Below are 18,073 nucleotides of genomic sequence, written 5' to 3'. Positions count from 1 at the left end.
TGAGTTCCTTAGTTGGAGGCGTTCTGGACGGAGGTTTCGGCGGCGGCCACCACGGCTGCGGTGGTGATGCCGAACTCCGAGTAGAGCTTCTTGTAGTCGGCGGAGGCGCCGAAGTGGTCCAGCGAGACGATTTCGCCATGGGCGCCGACCAGCTCGCGCCAGCCCTGGGCCACGCCGGCCTCAACCGAGACGCGGGCGGCGACGGCTGCGGGCAGCACCGATTCGCGGTAGGCGGCATCCTGCTTGGCGAACCATTCGTGGCTCGGCAGCGAGACGACGCGAGCGGCAATGTTCTTGGCTGCCAGCTCCCCGCGGGCCTCCACTGCCAGCTCGACCTCGGAGCCGGTGGCGATCAGAATGACGTCGGGGGTGACCTCGGCGCCGTCGCGCACCGCTTCGGCCAGCACGTAGCCGCCCTTCAGGGTGCCTTCGGCGGAGCGGAAGCCGGCTGCCGAACGGTCGTAGATCGGCAGGTTCTGGCGGGAAAGTACGATGCCGGACGGGGTGCCGGTCAGCTCCAGCATGCCGCGCCAGGCGTAGGCGACCTCGTTGGCGTCCGCCGGGCGGATCACGTCGAAGTTCGGGATGGCGCGCAGGCTGGCCAGCTGCTCCACCGGCTGGTGGGTTGGGCCGTCTTCGCCGAGGCCGATCGAGTCGTGGGTCCATACGAAGATCGACGGGACGCCCATCAGCGCGGCCAGGCGGATGGCCGGGCGCTGGTAGTCCGAGAAGATCAGGAAGGTGCCGGAGAACGCGCGGGTGGGGCTGGAGAGCACGATGCCGTTGACGATCGAGGCTGCGGCGTGCTCGCGGATGCCGAAGTGCAGCACGCGGCCGTACGGGCTGGCCGACCAGGAGTCGGTCGAGCGGCGTTCGGGCGCGAAGGACTTGGCGGTGTCGATGGTGGTGTTGTTCGAGCCGGCCAGGTCGGCCGAGCCGCCCCACAGCTCGGGCAGCTCATCGGCGATCGCGTTGATGACCTTGCCGGAGGCGGCGCGGGTGGCCATGGTGGAGCCGGGTTCGAAGACCGGCAGCTTCTCGGTCCACCCCTCGGGCAGCTGGCCGGATTCCAGGCGGGCCAGCAGCGCGGCGCTTTCCGGGTTGGCTGCCTTCCATGCGTCGAAGTCCTTGTTCCAGGCTTCGTGGGCGGCGGCGCCGCGGACGACGGTCTGGCGTGCGTGGGCCAGCACCTCGTCTTCGATGGCGAAGGTCTTCCCGGTGTCGAAGCCCAGGGCCTTCTTCAGGCCCGCGACTTCTTCGCCACCGAGCTTGGATCCGTGGATTCCGCCGGTGTTCTGCTTGGTCGGCGATGGCCAGCCGATGATGGTGCGCAGCGAGATGATCGACGGGCGGCCGGTCTCTGCCTTGGCGGCGCGGATGGCTGCATCCAGGGCGGCGACGTCTTCGACGTATTCGCCGGTTTCGGTCCAGTCCACGCGCTGGGTGTGCCAGCCGTAGGCGGCGTAGCGGCCCAGGACGTCTTCGGTGAAGGCGATGTCGGTGTCGTCTTCGATGGAGATCTTGTTGTCGTCGTAGATGACGACGAGGTTGCCCAGTTCCTGGTGGCCTGCCAGCGAGGAGGCTTCGGAGGTGACGCCTTCCTGGAGGTCGCCGTCCGAGGCAATGACGTAGATGGTGTGGTCGAACGGGCTGGTGCCGGCCGGTGCGTCGGGATCCAGCAGGCCGCGCATGCGGCGCTGGGAGTAGGCGAAGCCCACGGCGGAGGCAAGGCCCTGGCCCAGCGGGCCGGTGGTGATCTCGACGCCGGCGGTGTGGCCGAACTCCGGGTGGCCGGGGGTCTTGGCGCCCCAGGTGCGCAGGGCGGCGATGTCTTCCATTTCCAGGCCGTAGCCGGAGAGGAACAGCTGCAGGTACAGGGTCAGCGAGGTATGGCCTGGGGAAAGGATGAAGCGGTCGCGGCCGATCCAGTTCGGGTCCTTCGGATCGTGGCGCAGGTGCTTCTGGAAGATCAGATAGGCAGCAGGGGCCAAGCTGATGGCGGTGCCGGGGTGGCCGTTGCCTACTTTTTCAACAGCATCTGCCGCCAGGACACGGGTGGTGTCAATGGCTTTACGGTCCAACTCGGTGAGGGAGAACTCTTCTACTAAGGATTCAGTCGCCACTGCGGCGTTCCTTCCATTCAGGCTTGGACGGGAGAAATACTCCCGCTGACACGCAATACGCCGTCGGTCCTATGTACCCGGTGTTCGAGCTTAGAGGGGTCATTGGTCGCGACGGCGCAATCAGGTTCAACTCTATCGCGAAACGCCCATTTGATGCGCGGGTTAAGCAAGATGACACCCAAAGATTTGTAACCGCGAGCAACTCGTTGCGTTTGCCGGCGCGTTTTGTGCCCGTTGCCGGCAGTTCAGAAGCGGCTCTTCGGGCTGATCGGACTGGACGAATCGTGTCCGGGAAGACGTGGCGAGCGGTTTGGTCAGCGTACGGCAGCGGCGTGCCGCATCGTCTTCATACCAAGGAACGGGAACCTTTGAACAAGATCTATAATTTGTGCGTGAACAGCCCACTATGTTTGGATTTTGTTGGTTAATGGCCAATGCGATCGGGTTCCAATGATTTTGCGGCCCATCGGGTGGCTGGGTGCGGGCGGGATGATGTCGACGGGCGGATTTCATGACCTGCTTTGGCGTCGCGCGGCGGCGGATCCGTTGCGCGGGGCGAATCCATTTGTTGAAGCGCTTGGGTTCGCCAGCAATGTTGCGGCATGGACTTTGCGTTCAGCGATGGTCTGTTGATCGTGTGCCAGTGGGCGCGCGCTCGGCCTGCATGAGACGCCATGTTGACTCAAATCACCTTGTTTTGGCCGAATCCCTGATTGGGGAGAGTTTCTTTCAATTTCTATAACACGTAGAATGGTTGTGTCTGTCCTTGTACCCTGCGAAGAACTGAGTGCGTTTAATTGAAGACTCAAAGTGTCGCCGACTTGTCAGTGCCACGCGCATCGCGCCAGCCTGATGAATCCACCGGCGACTTTCTGAAGCGCAAGGCCAGTGCCTACCTCGCACTGACCAAGCCTCGCGTGATCGAGTTGCTGTTGGTGAGCACGCTTCCAACCATGATCTTTGCCCAGCGCGGATTCCCTCCGGTCTGGCTCATGGTTTCCACCATTGTTGGCGGTGCCATGGCCGCTGGCGCTTCGGGCGCATTCAACTGCTACATCGATCGCGACATGGACAAGCTCATGAAGCGAACCAAGGGCCGTCCGCTGGTTACCGGCGACCTGACGCCCAAGGAAGCGCTGATCTTCTCGTGGACCCTGGCTATCGCTTCGCTGGTGGTGCTCTGGGTGGGAACCAACCCGCTGACCACCGCGCTGGGGCTTGCGGCGATCCTGCTGTACGTCGTTCTGTACACCATGATTCTCAAGCGCCGCACCGCGCAGAACATCGTCTGGGGCGGTATTGCCGGGTGCATGCCTGTGCTCATCGCTTGGGCGGCCGTCAAGGAAACCATCGAATGGCCTGCGATCATCCTGTTCCTGGTGATCTTCCTGTGGACCCCGCCGCACTACTGGCCGCTGTCCATGAAGTACGCGGACGACTACAACGCGGCATCGGTTCCAATGCTGGGTGCCATCGCCAATGCGCGCCGCGTTTCCGTTCAGGTTGTGCTCTACGCATGGGCCACCGTGGTGTGCTCGCTGCTGCTCGTGCCGCTGGGTGACGCGGGAATCGTCTACACGGCGATCGCTGGCGGCGCCGGCGCGTGGTTCGTCTACGAATCCCATGTGCTCTACCGCGAGGCGCAACGCGACCACAAGCCAGCCGAGGTCAACCGCAAGGCCATGAAGGTCTTCCACATCTCGATCACCTACCTTTCGATCGTGTTCCTGGCCTTGGCCATCGACCCGTTCGTGGGAAGCCCGCTTTTCGGCTAGGACTTCTCCCGCGCTTCAAGCATCCGGTGCTGAATCATTTGATTCAGTGCCGGATGCTTGTTTTAACGCCGATTCGCAACAGAAACGAACCTTGCCCTACTATGCAAGTCTTGTTATGCAAGGTAAGGTTCCAAGCATGGAAGAACAGGGCGAGAAGATTGCGACGAATATCCGCAAGGGCGTCTTGGAATACTGCGTGCTGGCTTTGCTGGCGCAAGGAGACAAGTACGGCCTTGAGCTCGCCGATGAGCTGGTAGAGCGCAATCTGACGGCCAGCGAGGGAAGCCTCTATCCCTTGCTGGCGCGGATGAAAACTGCGGACCTGGTGACCACTCGGTGGGAGGAAAGCGATACCGGCCGGCGGAGGAAGTATTACGCGATGACCGATCGGGGAGCATCGCACCTGCGTCAATTCGATGCGGTATGGAACGAAATATCTGGGCAAGTAGGCGAACTACTCGGGAGACGACATGAACATGACTGAGAACCATGGTGCTGTAGGCAAGTATCTGGAAGCGCTCGACCACGAGTTGCGGAAGGTTCCTCCAGCGCGGCGCGAAGCAGTCGTCGCCGACCTCGCGGAGCATATCGACGAAGCCAGGGAACGCGGCCGCAGCGATGACCAGATCATCGCCGGCCTCGGGCCGGTTCAGGCCATCGCCGCCGAGGTCCAGGCGGACTTCGCCGATGGAGCCGTGGAAATGGAGCAACGCGCGAAGCGCAAGGTTCTGGGCTTCATTGCACTTGCGGCGGGAGTGCTGGCCGCAGTGGTCGACACGTGGATCTACCCGTCCTTGAATGTTGATGAATTCTGGCCGGATTGGTTGCATTCGAGCGCGATTAACTACGATGCGAGCACCCGATTCGGAGCGGGTTTGATGCTGCTCTTCCTGCTTCCAGGCCTCATGGTTGCGGCGGGATCCATGATGAAATCCCCAGCTGCGCGCATCTGCAGGACGGTCGCTGCGGTGATCGTGACGGCATTGCCCTTCGTGATCGGCTTCAACCTCGGAGTCTTCTACCTGCCGCTGATCGTGGCCGCGTGGATGATCGTTGGAGTATCCTACCCTCGGCAACAGCGGACTCAGGGCCGCAGGCACCTGCCCTTGCGGATGACTGCCGGGCTAGCAGCGGGAGTCCCTGCCGCGGCGCTGCTGGCCGGCCTGGCCACCGGAACCGTGGAGACCGGGGTGCTGGGGATTGCAGTGCTGGCGGTTTTGGTCCTGGCCGCCGTGGGAGCGATTCTGGGCCTGCGCGCAGCCTACTGGGTCTTGGCGGCGTGCGGTGCGCTGTTGCTGGTCGCGTCGGTCTTCGACATGGGTATGCTGGTGCTCGGCTTCTGGATCGCGGGGACGATCTATTTCTTTGCTGGGCTGGCAGGGTTGCTGCGGCTCCAACCCGCGCAAAAGGCCTAGGAAAAGTTGCGCATAAACAACGGGCGGCTCCCAACAATACGTTGGGAGCCGCCCGTCGTCGCAGGGGAAGGGAACTAGTCCTGGTCGATGCGCGCGGACTTCGGCATCAGGCTCGAACGATCCCAGACGTTGGTCGCTGCGACCATGAGCATGCTGGCTCCGAGCATGTGCAGCAGCACCAGGACGACCGGCAGGCCGTTGAAGTGCTGGATGTAGCCGATGGCTCCCTGGACCAGGATGACAACAACCATCCACCAGCCGGCCGCACGAAGCTTCGGATTGTTGGACGTGCGGTAGGCGAGCACCATGAAGGCGATGGTCGCGAGGATCAGCAGGTACACCGGACCGGTATGCAGCGGGGTGACGATGCGCGGATCAAACAGGTGGCGCGGTGCATCGGCGTCCCCCGCGTGCGGGCCGGTGCCGGTGACGATGGTGCCCATGATGATGGCGATGCTCGCCAGAAGCAGCACCAGGGTGCCGACCTGCGCGATGGCCTTGGTCGTGGCCGGCGCTTCGTCACGCTTGAGTTCGCGGCGGGTGCGGTTGACCAGAATGGTGGCCAAAGCGACCAGCGATGCCGAGAGCAGGAAGTGCAGCGAGACAACCCACGGGTTTAGGCCGGTCAGCACGGTGATGCCGCCGATGACACCCTGGCCAGGAATGCCGATCAGCAGCACCAGTCCCAGCTTGTACAAGGTGGAGTGGGTCTTGCGCATATTCCAGATCGAAACCAGGAAAGCGATGGCAATGACCAGAAGGACAAAGGTCAGCAGTCGGTTGCCGAACTCGATCAGGCCGTGGATACCCATCTCTGGGACCGGGGTCATGGAACCGGGCACGCAGTTCGGCCACTGCGAGCAGCCCAAGCCTGACTTGGTCAGGCGTACTGCGCCACCGGTGACGATGATGCCAATCTGGGAGATCAGTGATGCGATCGCCAGACCGTGAACGAGGCGGGTTACCTTCGTCGGCAGCTTATCGGCCCAGCTCTTTGCGGCTAGGTCTGAAGACATGAGAATCATCCCTTTTGGCTTGGTGTGGTGGTTAGTTCCATTTGAACTTCTTGATAGCAGCGAATGAGCCGGCAGCGGCCCACAGCACCAGGAAGATCAGTCCGGGAGAATTGAAGTGCCCGTCGATCAGTGCATCGCGCATGGCATCGCCCAGGGCTGCCGACGGCAGTGCGCTCAAGGTGGGCTGCAGCCATTCCGGGGCCATGCTCAGCGGATAGAGGACGCCGCCGGCGCCTGCGAGCAGGATCCAGGCCAGGTTGGTGATGGCCAGCGTCGCTTCCGGGCGGACGGTTCCGGCGATCAGCAAACCCAGGGAGGTGAAGGCCGCGGCGCCCAGGAGCAGGAAGAGGATCCCGGGAATAATGCCCCAGGGATTCGGCTGCCAGCCCAGCAGCAGCGCCACGGCGCTGATCAGGACCGCCTGGATCACCAGCACGGTCAGCACGGCGATGACCTTGCCGAAAATGAGTCCTGTTTTGCCCAGCGGGGTGGTGGAGAACATTCTCAGCACCCCGTAGCGGCGGTCGAACCCGGTGCCGATGCCCTGGCCGGTGAATGCGGTGGAAATGACGCACAACGCCAGGACTCCGGGCACCGCTGCATCAATGGTGCGCTCGGCGATATCCGAAATCAGATCCGTGAACGTCAGGACAAAGAGGGCGATCATCGGCATGACCACGGCCAGGATCAGCTGCTCGCCGTTGCTGAGCATCTGGAGCGCTTCGTACTTGCCCTGGATCAGGATGCGCTTGAGCGGTGAAACCGCGTTGGACTCGGTGCTGACCTGGGTCATGCCTGTTCCTCCTTCTGCGCAAACTCGAGGAAAACATCTTCCAAGCTGCGTGACTGCAAGTTCAATTGGGTCGGCAGGATCGATTCCCTGGCCCACCAGCTGGTCAGCCAGTTCAGGTGTTCGGGGGTCGTCACGCCGTCCAAGCGGTACTGTCCGGCCGAGGTCTCCGCAAGGTACAGGCCAAGCGGTGGTTGGGGGAGTGCGAGCCCTGCAGTGGCGCTGAATGAGACCGGACGTGCATCGTGGCCCTCTTCCGCCCTGGCGATGAGCTCCGAGACGGTGCCCTGCGCAACGGTGCAGCCCTTGTCGATGATGTACACGTAATCGCTCAGGCGCTGCGCGTCATCCATGAGGTGCGTGGTCAGCACGATCGCCTTGCCGGCGTCGCGCAGCTCCGAGATCAGGTCGAAAACGACTTGCCGGGACTGCGGATCGAGTCCGGCGCTCGGTTCGTCGAGGAACAGCACTTCCGGATCTCCGGCCAGGGCCAGAGCCAATGCCACCCGCTGCTTCTGGCCGCCCGAGAGGCGGCGAATATTACGCGATCCGAAGGATTCCAGATCCAGGCGTTGGATCAACGCGTCGATGTCCACCGGGTTCCGGTAGAGCGAAGCGACATGGCGCAGCAGCGGCACCGGCCGCATCGACGGGGGGAGCCCGCCGTCCTGCAGCATGACGCCGACGCGTGCCCGAAGTTCCGGGTTGTCGCCGTAGGGGTCCTGGCCCAGCAGTTCGATGGAACCGCCATCCGGACGCATCAGTCCCTGGGCGCAGGCCAGGGTCGTGGACTTGCCGGCGCCGTTGGAGCCCAGCAGCGTGGTGATTTGCCCCGGGTAGGCCTTGAGCGAGACCGATTCCAGGACTCGCAGCATGCGATTATCCAGGGCCGGAACTGGACCTAAATCTTTGGCCAGCTCATTAATGACGAGGCTGGGGGTTACAGAAGACACCACAGCATTCTACGTCATGTCGAACTCTCCAGCCTGAGTGGTTGGTCACCATCACTCGAGTTGTCGGCGCCAACGCGAGAGAATTGAATATGTTAGAAGCAGTTCGAAAACCGCGTATCTTCTAGGCGGGAAAGCCCGTCCTTAGTAAGTCCTTCCTTACTAGACTGATCGCGAAAATATACGCATGATTGTGTTGTGTATTCATCTAATTCAAACTCAGTGAGTAGCTCGACCAGCGTCGTCGCCGGCGCTGCGGGTGATACAGAGGAACGCACGCGCGACCGGGTCCTGAACGCTGTTCTCGAAGATGGGCCGGTCAGTGCAGCCGAGCTTGGCAGCAAGCTTGGCTTCACACCCGCGGCGGTCCGCCGTCATCTTGACGCCCTGTCCAAGGCAGGGCTCGTCGAGGTAAAGCTCGTGGCCAACCAGAAGACGGGTGCTGGCCGCCCGTCCCGCAGATACGTGCTCTCGCACCGAGGGCAGGCCAAGCTTGGCAACGATTACTTGGAAATCGCCACCGATGCACTGAAGGTGCTCGGTGAGGCAGCCGGCGAGGATGCGATCCGCAAGTTTGCCCGCGATCGGTTTGCGGCGATGGAAGACCGCTACGCCAAGGCCCTGGCCGGCGTGGAAGGCCTGGAAGCCCGGGCTGACGTTTTGAGCGAACTGCTCAGCACGGACGGCTTTGTCGGGTACACCCGCAAGGTCGACACCAAGGTGGCTACGGCCCTGATGCATAGCGTCCAGCTTTGCCAGGGGCACTGCCCAATACAAGACTTGGCACGGGAGTTTCCGGTGTTTTGCGACATGGAAACCGAAATGTTCGCCCGCTTGATCGGGGTTGATGTGCGTAGGCTCTCAACCTTGGCCGGAGGCGGACACGTGTGCACGACCCACATCCCTGTGGGGCGTGAAAAGGCGCCAATGCGCGCCGAGAAGAGAACTCGAATTCAGTTCACGAAGCAGGAGAGGCCGCGATGACGGATCAGATTGCACAGGAGTCTGCAGACCCAGGTGTAATTTCCGAGATTCTGGAAAAGAACCCTGAACTCCAGGGAATCGGTAATTACGAATTCGGCTGGGCCGATAAGAACGACGCCGGAGCCAACGCGCGCCGCGGTGTCGACAAGGATGTAGTAGCTAACATCTCCGCTCTGAAGAACGAGCCGGAATGGATGCTGAACCTCCGCCAGAAGGCACTGAAGTACTTCGACCGCAAGCCGATGCCGACCTGGGGTCCAGACCTCTCGGGCATCGACTTCGACAACATCAAGTACTTCGTGCGTTCCACCGAGAAGCAGGCCACCAGCTGGGACGACCTGCCCGAGGACATCAAGAACACCTACGACAAGCTGGGTATCCCGGAGGCTGAGAAGCAGCGTCTGGTTTCCGGTGTTGCCGCGCAGTACGAGTCCGAGGTCGTCTACCACCAGCTGCGTGAGGACCTTGAGGCCCAGGGTGTTATCTTCCTTGACACCGACACCGGCCTGAAGGAACACGAAGATATCTTCAAGGAGTACTTCGGTTCGGTTATTCCGGCTGGCGACAACAAGTTCGCTTCGCTGAACACCGCGACCTGGTCGGGCGGTTCCTTCGTGTACGTCCCGAAGGGCGTCCACGTGGAGATCCCGCTGCAGGCCTACTTCCGCATCAACACGGAAAACATGGGTCAGTTCGAGCGCACCCTGATCATCGCCGACGAGGGCTCCTACGTCCACTACATCGAGGGTTGCACCGCCCCGATCTACCAGTCCGACTCGCTGCACTCCGCAGTGGTCGAGATCGTCGTGAAGAAGAACGCCCGCGTTCGCTACACCACGATCCAGAACTGGTCGAACAACGTGTACAACCTGGTGACCAAGCGCGCCGTCTGCGAAGAGGGCGCCACCATGGAATGGGTCGATGGCAACATCGGTTCCAAGGTCACCATGAAGTACCCGGCCGTCTACCTGGTCGGCGAGCACGCCAAGGGCGAGACCCTGTCCATCGCCTTCGCCGGCGAGGGCCAGCACCAGGACACCGGTTCGAAGATGGTCCACATCGCCCCGAACACCTCCAGCGCCATCGTGGCCAAGTCGGTAGCCCGCAACGGCGGCCGCTCGGCGTACCGCGGCCTGGTCCAGGTGCAGGAAGGCGCCAAGGGCACCAAGAACTCGGTCGTCTGCGACGCGCTGCTGGTTGACCAGATTTCGCGTTCGGATACCTACCCGTACATCGACGTCCGCGAGGACGACGTGACCATGGGCCATGAGGCAACCGTTTCCCGCGTTTCCGAGGAACAGCTGTTCTACCTGCAGTCCCGCGGCCTGGCCGAGGACGAGGCCATGGCAATGATCGTGCGCGGCTTCGTCGAGCCGATCGCGCGCGAACTGCCAATGGAATACGCGCTGGAACTGAACCGCCTTATTGAACTTCAGATGGAAGGATCGGTCGGCTAAGAATGTCGGAGACCACCACCCATATCCCGGAAGAGAAGTCGCGCATCGGCGCACCATCGATTCCCGGTTTCACCGAAGAGGGCGAAAACCTTTCGCCGATCAACGACTCCAACGGCTCCCCGCTGGGCGGCGCTTCATCGAAGGCGCACAGCCACGGCGGCGGCGTAGGCGTTCCGGACTCCTCGCGTGCAGGCCGTCTGACCAGCTACAACGTCGAGGACTTCGCCAAGCTGACCGGCCGCGAAGAGGACTGGCGCTTCACCCCGCTCAAGCGCCTGAAGGGCCTGCACACCGACGAGCTGACCGGTGTCGCCCCGAAGGTCGAGCTGACCGGCAGCGATGCAGTCGTGCTGACCGAGGTCGCCGCCGATGACGTGCTCAACGGCATCGCCCACACCCCGGATGACCGCGTCTCGGCCAACGCCTGGAAGTACGCTTCCAGCTCGCAGGTCGTCACCGTTCCGAAGGGCGCCGAAGGCGTGCAGGCCACCCTGCGCATCACCGGCGAGTCGCTGGATGCCGCCGCCCAGCACATCATCGTGGTTGCCGAGGAGAACACCGAAGCAACCATCATCCTGGACCACGTCGGCTCCGCCGTGCTGGCGCAGAACATCGAATTCGATGTCCGTGCCGACGCCCGCCTGACCGTGATCTCGCTGCAGGCCTGGGAGAACGACGCCGTCCATGCTTCCTCGCAGCAGGCGCTGGTTGCCGCCGGTGCATCGTTCAAGCACATCGCCGTCACCTTCGGTGGCGACCTGGTGCGCGTGAACCCGTCGGCACGCTTCACCGGCGAACGCGCCGAGATCGAGCTGTACGGCCTGTACTTCGCCGATGCCGGCCAGCACCAGGAGCACCGCCTGTTCGTTGACCACGCCGTGGCCAACTGCAAGTCCAACGTGCTCTACAAGGGTGCGCTGCAGGGCAAGGACGCGCACACCGTATGGGTCGGCGACGTGCTGATCCAGAAGGCCGCTGTGGGCACCGACTCCTACGAAGCGAACCGCAACCTGGTGCTGACCGACGGCGCACGCGCCGACTCGGTGCCGAACCTGGAAATCGAAACCGGCTTGATCGACGGTGCGGGACATGCATCGACCACCGGCCGTTTCGACGATGAGCACCTGTTCTACCTGATGGCCCGCGGCATCGACGAGAAGACCGCACGCCGCCTGGTGGTTCGCGGCTTCCTGAACGAAATCGTTCAGCAGATCGGCGACGAAGCTCTGCAGGAGCGTCTGACCGAGACCATCGAATCCGAACTGGCTGCAACTGACAACTAGTCAGTGCCTGTCTTCATCAGCTTTTAGAAAGAAACGGAACGACGTATGTCTACTCTGGAAATCAAGGACCTGCACGTCTCGATCGACACCGAGCAGGGCTCCAAGGAAATCCTCAAGGGTGTAACCCTGACCATCAACACCAATGAGACCCACGCAATCATGGGCCCCAACGGTTCGGGCAAGTCGACCCTGGCGTCGACCATCGCCGGTCACCCGCGCTACAACGTCACCAGTGGTTCGATCACCCTGGACGGCGAAGACGTGCTGGAGATGAGCGTTGACGAGCGCGCCAAGGCAGGCCTGTTCCTGGCCATGCAGTACCCGGTCGAGGTTCCGGGCGTGACCATGACCAACTTCCTGCGCACCGCCAAGACCGCTATCGACGGCGAAGCCCCGAAGCTGCGTACCTGGACCAAGGACGTCAAGGAAGCCATGGGCAAGCTGAAGATCGATGCCGACTTCGCACAGCGCAACGTGAACGAGGGCTTCTCGGGCGGCGAGAAGAAGCGCGTCGAGATCCTGCAGCTGGAACTGTTCAAGCCGAAGTTCGCCGTGCTGGACGAGACCGACTCCGGCCTGGACGTCGACGCACTGAAGATCGTCTCCGAGGGCGTCAACCGCGCCCAGGAGGAGAACCAGATGGGCACCCTGCTGATCACCCACTACACCCGCATCCTGCGCTACATCAAGCCGGACTTCGTGCACGTGTTCGTGGATGGCAAGATCGCTGAACAGGGCGGCCCGGAGCTTGCCGACCGCCTGGAAGAAGAAGGCTACGACCGTTACCTGAACGTCAACGCCTAGTTAGGAAAGTTCCCATGAGCGAAGCTACGGAACAGAGCAAGGGCTCCACGACTACTCCGCTGGAGGACGTCGAAGAAGCACTGAAGGACGTCATTGACCCGGAACTCGGAGTCAACATTGTCGACCTGGGGCTGCTCTACGGATTGAAGTACGCCGAAGACGGCGCGCTGGTCCTGGACCTCACCCTGACCACCGCCGCCTGCCCGCTGACCGACATCATCGAGGAGCAGGTAGCCTCCGCGTTGGAGAGCGTCGTCGACGATCACCGGTTGAACTGGGTCTGGATGCCGCCTTGGGGTCCTGAACGGATCACCGATGACGGACGCGACCAGATGCGAGCCCTCGGGTTCAACATCTAGTCACAGCTGAGCCACAAAGGCGCCGCACGAATTTCGTTTCGTGCGGCGCCTTTTGCCATCTGCTGTCGGCTCGCGGTACGGCTGCAGGGGCAAAATCTCTGCCCATTTCGACTCAGTGGGACTGGCGGTGGCAGGCGGCGCGAAGCCGTGCGTATAGTTCCCTGTATTCCAGTGAGGGCTAGCTCACATAGAGTGCGACAGGGGAGAGAATCGTGACAGAAACGACGCACGCAACCGCCAAGCTGGTTGCCAAGCCCATTGAGGACATTGAAGAAGCGTTGCGGGATGTCATTGACCCGGAACTCGGTGTGAACATCGTTGACCTGGGCCTCGTGTACGGGTTGCGCTTCGCCGAGGACGGCGCTCTGGACATCGACATCACGCTGACCAGCGCGGCTTGCCCGCTGACCCCGGTCATCGAGGACCAGGTGGAAAACGCCTTGCAGAGCCTCGTCGAGGCCTACCGCCTGAACTGGGTCTGGATGCCGCCATGGAGCCCCGAACACATCACCGAAGACGGCCGCGACCAGATGCGCGCGCTGGGCTTCAACCTCTAATCCTGCTTACTGGGCATCGATTCGAAGGCGACTGCGCTTCCGGTGCCTCCTGCGGCGGCCATCAACGCGACGGCACGCTGGCCCGGGGTGGGGGCCTGCTGGGCCTGCCAGAATAAACGGGTGACCAGGACCGCTCCGCTGGCCCCGTAGGGATGCCCGAGGGCCAAGGCTCCGCCTTGGCGGTTCACCCGGTGTTCGCCAATGCCCAATTCGTCCAGGCAGGCCAGCGCCTGCACCGCGAACGCCTCATTGAATTCAATCAGCGCGTCGCTGCGCGTGGGATCCTCGCCGAGCAGGCGGACCAGATTCCGGTAGGCGGGCGTCGCCGCCATGCCGAGGATTTCCGGATCGCTCGCTCCGGAGGCCGCGCCGAGGTAGCGCAGGGCAAAGTCAGGTTCCAGCTGTTCGAGCATCCGCTCGCTGGTCAGCACGACCGCGGCCGCGCCGTCGTTGATCGGGCAGGCGTTGCCCGCTGTGACGCTGCCTCCAGGCACGAAGGCGGGCTTGAGCGCTGCGAGCTTGCGCGGGGTGAGCCCCGGGCGCGGGCAGGTGTCGGCCTCGACCAGCCCGCCTGAAGTCGGGATGCCCACAAGCTCGGCGCTGAATGCCCCGGATTCCATGGCCTGCAGCGCCTTGCGGTGGCTGTCCAACGCGAACTTGTCCTGCCGCTGCCGGCTGATGCCGTAGCGCTGCGCGATATTCTCCGCCGCGACTCCCATGTCCGGGTCCGGATCGGGAACTGGCGTGAAGCGCGCCCGCGAATAGAGCCGCGGCTGCATCATGGGATCGGTCTGCTTCTCCACGCGCCACGGCGCGGTGCTCGCGGATTCAACACCTCCGGCAATCACCAGGTCCGCTTCGCCGCAGCGGATCATGCGCGCCGCCGCCGCGATGGATTCCAGTCCGCTGGCGCACTGCGCATCCACGCTGGTGGCCGGAACCGTCTGCGGCAGCGCCGAGGCGAGAGCCGCAACCCGGGCAATGTTCCCGCCCGGTCCGGCGGCGTTGCCGGCATAAACATGGTCCACGGCCTGGGGTGCAATGCCCGTGCGTTGCAGCAGCGCATCGACCACGGTCCCGAGCAACCTGTCCGCGGTGATCCGGGTGAACTCCTTGCCTGCGCGGACAATCGGAGTGCGCGCGGCGCCGATAATGTAGGCGTGATTCATCTCAGGGCCACCTTCGCTAGGTCGGGAATACCCGAATCGGGAAGTTCGGCGTCGGCGATCTTTCCGCTGGAAGTCATCGGCCAGCGTTCAAGAAATACCAGTTCGCGGGGGATCTTGTAGCTCGGCAGCAGCTCGCGCAGCCGGCCGGCAAGCTCCGGGCCCGGCTGCGGTTCCGTGCAGGTGTAGGCCAGCAGCGTTTTGCTGCCGCCGCGCAAGGACATGCGGATCCGCACGTCCGCCAGGCCAAGCCGTGCGAAGGCCTGCGCGATTTCACCCGGATGCACGTTATTGCCGTTGAGGTTGAGCATCGCTCCGCCGCGTCCGTGAAGTTCCAATCGGCCATCGTCGAGCAGCCGCCCGAGGTCGCCGACGCTGGTGGAGGCTCCGCACCGATTGATGCACACGGCGCCGGAAGAATCGTAGCCTTCGGCGTTGAACGGGCTGTCTACGAAGATCGCGCCCCCGGGCGAAGCGCCCTCCTCACGGTGGATGTGCACCTTCACCCCGTGGAACGGAATGCCAATGAAGTTTCCGGCGGGCTCTTCGCCTGGTTCGCGGTGGCGGTAGGCAATCAGGCTGTGCTCCGAGCTGCCGTAGTATTCGGTGCAGGCCGTCGCAGGGGTATCGGTGAAAATCGTCTCCACCGTGGGGGCGGGCAGCGGTTCACCGCCGCTGACCACCGTGGTAAGCGAGTCCAGTGCGCCGTCGGGGGACGCATCGAGCAGCCGCTGGATGATCGTTGGGACCGAGACGATGCGGGTACAGGCGTACCTTCCAAGCAGGGTGCGGGCAGTATCGGTGTTCCAGCGTCCGCTGGCCAGCAGGGTTCCACCGGTATGCAGCGATTCGACCAGCGCGTACAGTCCGAGCCCATGGGATATCGGCCCGGGGCATAGGGTGAGCGCGGCGGGAACTGCGCCGAGGATCGCGGCGCCCGAGGACAGCGACTGCTGCCATGAGCCCTGGCTGCGCACGATCGCCTTGGGCTCGCCGCTGGATCCGGAGGTGCAGATGACCAGCAGTTCGCGCTCTGCAGAGGCCGGCCGGACCGGGTGCAGGGGACCTGCGCCGTCAACTGGAACCGAATGGGTGGAGAAACCAAGGTTTTGGAGCACAGCTGCGTGCTCCGGGGCGGTGACCACCAAGGCGGCTCCCAGCCGTCGGGCGGTTGCTGCTAGCTGTTCCTGCGGCCAGGCTGGATCGAGGACAACCAGCGACTTTCCGGCCAGAACCGCCGCATGGAACCCGACCGCCATGGCCACCGGGTCCTGGGTATGGATGCCCACGCGCAGGCCCGGGTGCCGGCGAAGGCGCGTGGATAGACCTTGGGCCCGAAGCATCAGCTGGCCGAAGGTCAGTTCCTCCTTGGCGGAGGCCACTGCGATCCGGTCCGGCGTGCTTCGAGCCCAATGCTCCACGGCAAGCGAGAGATCCACGAGGTTACTTCAGCAGTCCGCGGTAGCTGCGGTGGACGGTCAGGGCGACGAGCGTGGCCACCACTGCCTTGAGCAGGTCACCGGGCAGGAATGCGAGGGAGCCGACCAGCGAGGTCTTCAGGTCGAGACCGGTGACAACCGCGGTCCACGGGACGCCGAACAGGTAGATCACCACGATGCCGCCGAGGATGGTGGCAACCAGGCCGGACACCAGCTGCAGGAGCTTGGACTGCATGCGGATCACCCAGTACTTGAACAGCGCACCGATGACCAGCGAGCCGAAGAACCATCCGACCAGGTAGCCGCCGGTTGGGCCCAACAGCACACCCAACCCGCCGCGGCCTCCGGCCAGCAGCGGCAGTCCTGCCACGGAGAGCACGATCACGACCAGCGACGCCAAGGAACCGCGCCAAGGGCCCAGCATGGCGCCGGCGAGCATGACGCCCAGGGTCTGCAGGGTGATCGGCACCGGGATGACGCCCAGGGTGATGGGCGGAACCAGTCCCATTGCGGCGATCATCGCCGCGAAGACTGCGACGTACACGGTATTGCGTGTTTGGGAGGGGGCGGTGGTGGTGGACATGGGTACTCCTAGAGACGGGTGAAGGCGATGAAGGGTGGTGGGGCGGCTAGAGCCGGTGGTGCCGTGCCGGTGCGGAATCATAGCCGCGGGCGTCGAGCGCTTCGGCGGTCTCGTCCGCGATTTTCAGGGATCGAATGACCAGCGGGACGCTTACCGCGAGCGGGTTGTTGCCCAGACCGCGGGCGTGCTGCGCCTCGCGGACCTCAAGATAAACGCGTTTGAGCTCCGGGATGAACCGGATGGCCATGGACAGGGCCAACGCGATCTGCGCCGGATTGGCGCCGAGAACGCGCAGGGGAGAAGCGACCTTCTGGAACAGCTCCAGCATGGCGTCGAAACTCGTGGTCAGGCTGACCGAATAGGCGAATATGCACATGGTGAGCAAGCGCAGCACCGCGATGGTTGCGTTGAGCCAGCCTGTTTGGATTCCCAGCAGGATCAGCACCACGGCAAGGATGGCGGCCAGCGTTACCAGCGGCATGCGCAGCTGCTTGAAGTCCACCCGGGCCGATACCAGGGTGGCGATGCTCACGAGCAGCAAGGCCAGCAGCACCTGCCAGGAGGAGATCAGATACAGGCTGATGCTGATCGCCAGCAGGGTTCCGAACTTCCATCCCGCGGGGGTTCTGGACAGCCACGACGTATTTTTCGCCGCGATCATGCGTGGCTCCACTGACGGTAGTGGGCGATGGCCTGGTCCGGAGCCCCGTCGAATCCGATGCCGCCGTCGGTGACCACCACGACCCGGTCGAAGTCCTCGAGGATCTCCAAGTCATGGGTGACCACGATGGCCCGCTGGTCCAGCCGGGCGATTTCTCGTTGGAATGCCAGCCGGTTCTTCAAGTCCAGCATGGTGGTCGGTTCGTCGAAGACAATCGTTCGCGGCTGCATCGCGATGACAGCGGCCAGCGCGACCATCTGTTGCTCTCCACCGGAGAGGGTGTGGCTTTCACGCTCCGCGAGATGCGTGATGTTCAGCTGCGCCAGGGTGTCGGCGACGCGGAACTGGCGTTCCTGCTTTCCGAGTCCGAGATTTTTCAATCCGAAGGCGATGTCTTCGGCCACCAGCGGCATGATGATCTGGTTTGCAGGGTTCTGGAAAACGAACCCCACATCGCGCCGGATCTGCTTTGCATGCTTGGCCGTGGTGAGCTCGCCGACGCGGACGGTGCCCGTGGTAGGCAGGACCAATCCGTTCAGCAGACGGGACAGGGTGCTCTTTCCCGCACCATTGGCACCGATGATTCCGATGCGCTGTTCGTTGAGTGCGAGCGTGAGATTGGTCAGCACGTCACGGTCGTCGTAGCTGACCGTCACGTTCTCCAGTTGAATCTGAGGTAAGTTCACAATGCTCCAGCAGGTCACTCATGCA

The 18,073-nt window shown here is 63.3% G+C and carries 18 protein-coding genes; 9 read left to right on the top strand and 9 right to left on the bottom strand.

Annotated features, from left to right (window positions below; translation table 11 throughout):
• Positions 1–8 precede the first annotated feature (8 nt).
• A complete protein-coding gene (gene tkt, locus RF641_RS08520) occupies positions 9–2,123 on the bottom strand; it encodes a transketolase (protein ID WP_424572968.1) in 2,115 nt (704 codons plus the stop codon).
• Positions 2,124–2,944: 821 nt separating this feature from the next.
• Here tkt and RF641_RS08515 point away from each other — a divergent pair.
• The 3 genes from RF641_RS08515 (at position 2,945) to RF641_RS08505 (ending at position 5,313) form a co-directional block, all read left to right on the top strand.
• Positions 2,945–3,898 (top strand): heme o synthase, encoded by a 954-nt coding sequence (locus tag RF641_RS08515; protein ID WP_047119334.1) that lies wholly within the window; start codon positions 2,945–2,947, stop codon positions 3,896–3,898.
• Positions 3,899–4,034: 136 nt separating this feature from the next.
• Positions 4,035–4,382 (top strand): PadR family transcriptional regulator, encoded by a 348-nt coding sequence (locus RF641_RS08510; RefSeq protein ID WP_047120766.1) that lies wholly within the window; start codon positions 4,035–4,037, stop codon positions 4,380–4,382.
• Entirely contained in the window at positions 4,375–5,313 is a 939-nt protein-coding gene (locus tag RF641_RS08505; RefSeq protein ID WP_424572967.1) for a DUF1700 domain-containing protein, read from the top strand. Before RF641_RS08510 ends, RF641_RS08505 begins: the two co-directional genes overlap by 8 nt.
• A gap of 74 nt (positions 5,314–5,387) precedes the next feature.
• Here the strand turns inward: RF641_RS08505 and RF641_RS08500 are convergent, their stop codons facing one another.
• Genes RF641_RS08500 through RF641_RS08490 form a run of 3 tightly spaced genes read right to left on the bottom strand, consistent with a single transcriptional unit; the run spans position 5,388 to position 8,072 of the window.
• Complete coding sequence (locus RF641_RS08500) at positions 5,388–6,329, bottom strand: COX15/CtaA family protein (protein WP_113606553.1); 942 nt, start codon at positions 6,327–6,329, stop codon at positions 5,388–5,390.
• 31 nt (positions 6,330–6,360) lie between these two features.
• Positions 6,361–7,122, bottom strand: a complete 762-nt coding sequence (locus tag RF641_RS08495) for an ABC transporter permease (protein WP_113606380.1) — start codon at positions 7,120–7,122, stop codon at positions 6,361–6,363.
• Positions 7,119–8,072, bottom strand: coding sequence for an ABC transporter ATP-binding protein (locus RF641_RS08490; protein ID WP_424572966.1), 954 nt, complete (start codon positions 8,070–8,072; stop codon positions 7,119–7,121). Before RF641_RS08490 ends, RF641_RS08495 begins: the two co-directional genes overlap by 4 nt.
• A gap of 219 nt (positions 8,073–8,291) precedes the next feature.
• Here RF641_RS08490 and RF641_RS08485 point away from each other — a divergent pair, with 219 nt between their 5' ends.
• From RF641_RS08485 to RF641_RS08460, 6 genes are all read left to right on the top strand, one after another.
• A complete protein-coding gene (locus RF641_RS08485; RefSeq protein ID WP_244910782.1) occupies positions 8,292–9,053 on the top strand; it encodes a helix-turn-helix transcriptional regulator in 762 nt (253 codons plus the stop codon).
• On the top strand, positions 9,050–10,510 hold the full coding sequence (gene sufB / locus RF641_RS08480) for a Fe-S cluster assembly protein SufB (protein WP_047119328.1): 1,461 nt from the start codon (positions 9,050–9,052) through the stop codon (positions 10,508–10,510). Before RF641_RS08485 ends, sufB begins: the two co-directional genes overlap by 4 nt.
• 2 nt (positions 10,511–10,512) lie before the next feature.
• Entirely contained in the window at positions 10,513–11,793 is a 1,281-nt protein-coding gene (gene sufD / locus RF641_RS08475) for a Fe-S cluster assembly protein SufD (RefSeq protein WP_113606378.1), read from the top strand.
• A 45-nt stretch (positions 11,794–11,838) separates the two neighbouring features.
• Positions 11,839–12,597, top strand: coding sequence for a Fe-S cluster assembly ATPase SufC (sufC, locus tag RF641_RS08470; RefSeq protein WP_047119326.1), 759 nt, complete (start codon positions 11,839–11,841; stop codon positions 12,595–12,597).
• A 14-nt stretch (positions 12,598–12,611) separates the two neighbouring features.
• The gene (locus RF641_RS08465; RefSeq protein ID WP_047119325.1) at positions 12,612–12,956 is read left to right on the top strand and encodes a metal-sulfur cluster assembly factor; all 345 of its coding nucleotides are present in this window, start codon (positions 12,612–12,614) and stop codon (positions 12,954–12,956) included.
• Positions 12,957–13,168: 212 nt separating this feature from the next.
• On the top strand, positions 13,169–13,513 hold the full coding sequence (locus tag RF641_RS08460; protein ID WP_047119324.1) for a metal-sulfur cluster assembly factor: 345 nt from the start codon (positions 13,169–13,171) through the stop codon (positions 13,511–13,513).
• Here the strand turns inward: RF641_RS08460 and RF641_RS08455 are convergent.
• From RF641_RS08455 to RF641_RS08435, 5 genes are read right to left on the bottom strand one after another with little or no spacing between them, the layout of a single operon-like run.
• Entirely contained in the window at positions 13,510–14,682 is a 1,173-nt protein-coding gene (locus RF641_RS08455) for a thiolase family protein (RefSeq protein ID WP_113606377.1), read from the bottom strand. The genes RF641_RS08460 and RF641_RS08455 overlap by 4 nt on opposite strands.
• Positions 14,679–16,118: a class I adenylate-forming enzyme family protein gene (locus tag RF641_RS08450; protein ID WP_113606376.1), complete on the bottom strand. Its 1,440-nt coding sequence runs from the start codon at positions 16,116–16,118 to the stop codon at positions 14,679–14,681. The genes RF641_RS08455 and RF641_RS08450 overlap by 4 nt, the downstream gene beginning before the upstream one ends.
• Positions 16,119–16,122: 4 nt before the next feature.
• Positions 16,123–16,701: a biotin transporter BioY gene (locus RF641_RS08445; RefSeq protein WP_047119321.1), complete on the bottom strand. Its 579-nt coding sequence runs from the start codon at positions 16,699–16,701 to the stop codon at positions 16,123–16,125.
• Positions 16,702–16,747: 46 nt separating this feature from the next.
• Entirely contained in the window at positions 16,748–17,362 is a 615-nt protein-coding gene (locus RF641_RS08440; RefSeq protein WP_113606375.1) for an energy-coupling factor transporter transmembrane component T family protein, read from the bottom strand.
• On the bottom strand, positions 17,359–18,048 hold the full coding sequence (locus RF641_RS08435; protein ID WP_082344783.1) for an energy-coupling factor ABC transporter ATP-binding protein: 690 nt from the start codon (positions 18,046–18,048) through the stop codon (positions 17,359–17,361). Before RF641_RS08435 ends, RF641_RS08440 begins: the two co-directional genes overlap by 4 nt.
• Between the last annotated feature and the right edge of the window lie 25 nt (positions 18,049–18,073).

The sequence above is a fragment of the Arthrobacter sp. 'calajunan' genome (assembly GCF_046940185.1).
GTDB classification, from domain to species: Bacteria; Actinomycetota; Actinomycetes; order Actinomycetales; family Micrococcaceae; genus Glutamicibacter; species Glutamicibacter soli.
This window is presented reverse-complemented; position numbering and strand designations above follow the sequence as displayed.